The sequence below is a fragment of the Acinetobacter sp. S40 genome, assembly GCF_016624705.1.
In the GTDB taxonomy this organism is placed as follows: domain Bacteria; phylum Pseudomonadota; class Gammaproteobacteria; order Pseudomonadales; family Moraxellaceae; genus Acinetobacter.
The window spans coordinates 1-1,892 of the sequence record NZ_JACVTU010000031.1; the positions used below are offsets into that span (position 1 = coordinate 1).

At 35.7% G+C, this 1,892-nt stretch carries 3 protein-coding genes; 2 read left to right on the forward strand and 1 reads right to left on the reverse strand.

The annotated features are described in order from the left end of the window. Window positions 1-52: 52 nt before the first annotated feature. Window positions 53-244 carry a hypothetical protein gene (locus IAE19_RS16395; protein ID WP_200461967.1) on the reverse strand — a complete coding sequence of 64 codons (192 nt, stop codon included), beginning with the start codon at window positions 242-244 and terminating at the stop codon, window positions 53-55. Between the two features lie 107 nt (window positions 245-351). Between IAE19_RS16395 and IAE19_RS16400 the strand changes: the two genes are divergently transcribed. Together IAE19_RS16400 and IAE19_RS16405 are read left to right on the forward strand one after the other, a co-directional pair. Beyond that, on the forward strand, window positions 352-1,569 hold the full coding sequence (locus IAE19_RS16400) for a phage/plasmid replication protein, II/X family (protein WP_200461968.1): 1,218 nt from the start codon (window positions 352-354) through the stop codon (window positions 1,567-1,569). A 2-nt stretch (window positions 1,570-1,571) separates the two neighbouring features. After that, the coding region (locus tag IAE19_RS16405) for a hypothetical protein (RefSeq protein ID WP_200461969.1) at window positions 1,572-1,892 on the forward strand (321 nt) is incomplete at its 3' end.

Genomic DNA, 1,892 nt, shown 5'->3' on the forward strand with positions numbered 1-1,892 from the left:
AAGTACGACTTGTTTAAAATGTCGTACTTAACTCCCATATTTAGGAGTTTTTTCATTTTAAAATGATGCTTCCACTTTCTGAAACGTCTAATTTTTCAATGCTCAATTCTATTATTTTGTGAACTAATTGGCTTTCTTTTGAAATGCCTCTCATTCCTTTATCGGATAACTTGTTGTTCAGTTCGATCATTTTTTTATAGAGCTTTTTTTGCTCCCATTCATTCAAGTAGACGCTTTGAGCCATTCTGATTGCCCTTAGATAAATTTCTATAGAATTCTATAGAAATCTATTGATTTATATTTTCCTATATATCTATAATCCTATAGAAATCTATAGAAAATGATATTCCGATGATTGATTTTGCAGAAATTCGCTTATTCGTTAAAGACGAATTTGTTATCTCTGATAAAGATAACAAGCAATTTTTGCTGTCTCTAAATTTATTGGAACTTGGTGTAACGGTTGGTTCACGAGATGTATATCTTGATGAACAGGGAAACATGCAAGTAGGGGCGTTGTATCACCCATATGATGACTTACCAACCTCCTTTACCAATGTCGCATTTAAACTGGTACATGCAGGCAAAATAAAACCACATGTCATGATCAAGTGCAGTCCCGCGAAGATCATGCAGGGTCATAATATTTTCGGTTCTGACAATTTAGAGCTTGGCATCTTTGAAATGCTTGGTTTTTTGGCTGAATCAAATCCAAAGCTTTATGACGTTTTAGACGTTCCAAACGCTCAGATCGTGAACTTAGATGTCACATATTCAGCACGATTAAGAAATGACGATCAGGTTTTACAAGTCTTGGATTTTCTTAGAAAGGTCTCCAGTGGCTCACTTCGTAAATCTAAATTGGTGTATGGCTCTACAGTTTACTGGGGTTCACCGAATTCTAAACGTCTTGCACGTAAGGCTTACTGTAAATCGATCGAATTTCAATTACAGCTTTCAAAATTAAAGCGTCAAGCTGCTAAGGGTGAATCCTTTGCAATGCGTGTCATTAAAGCCATGGAAGATCCTAGAGTTATTGCATTTATGCAGGGTTTACTACGTTTAGAAACACGTTTTAAACCACTTTGGCTGACTGAACATAATATTCCTTTAAATATCTTTGACTTAATTAAACATCAGCAAGCTAACCCGAATTTTTTATCTGAAATATGGCAACTCGCAAACAAGCCACTATTTGAAGCCCTTGAGGGTCACACCATGAAAGCATTAGATCACGATACCGTTTTTGCAAAAATATGTTCTCAATTCGATACTTACACAAAGTCAGGGCGTTTATCTCAGACTAAGTCTCGTAATATTTTCAACTTCTTCTGTGCACTTGAAATGCATGGTTCAGAAATAATGAAAAAGAAATATTCTGAAACTCGTTATTACGCTTATTTGAAAGATTTACGTGAATGTGGCTTCTCAAAGGCATATCTGCAAAACCTTGATTCAGAATCAAAAAATAACGTTATTCCATTTGTTCAACTCGTAAAAATCGACTTCCAAAATCAGGTACCAGACTGGTATCAGGAACCAATTTCACGCTTCGCTAAGGTAGGTTAATCATGCAACTTTCAATCACTGGAAAACTCGAAAACGTCTCAGTCTATGAAGACAAGGAAAAAAACGTTTCATATCACAGCTTAGTTTTTACCAAGAACGTTTGGTCGAACAAGTTGAATCGTAATACTGAGGAAGTTGTATCTGTATCAATTCCTCAAAAGCTGAATTGGTGTGTAGCTGACTTTAAAAAACAAGTTGGTAAAACGATCTCATTTCATGTCACAGAACGGACATTTAATAAAACCATTGCTGGCCAAACAGTCCAAACATTTGCAGGTTTTGCGCTAGATGGTGATGGTAAATATGCGGTAATGGATGAAAAA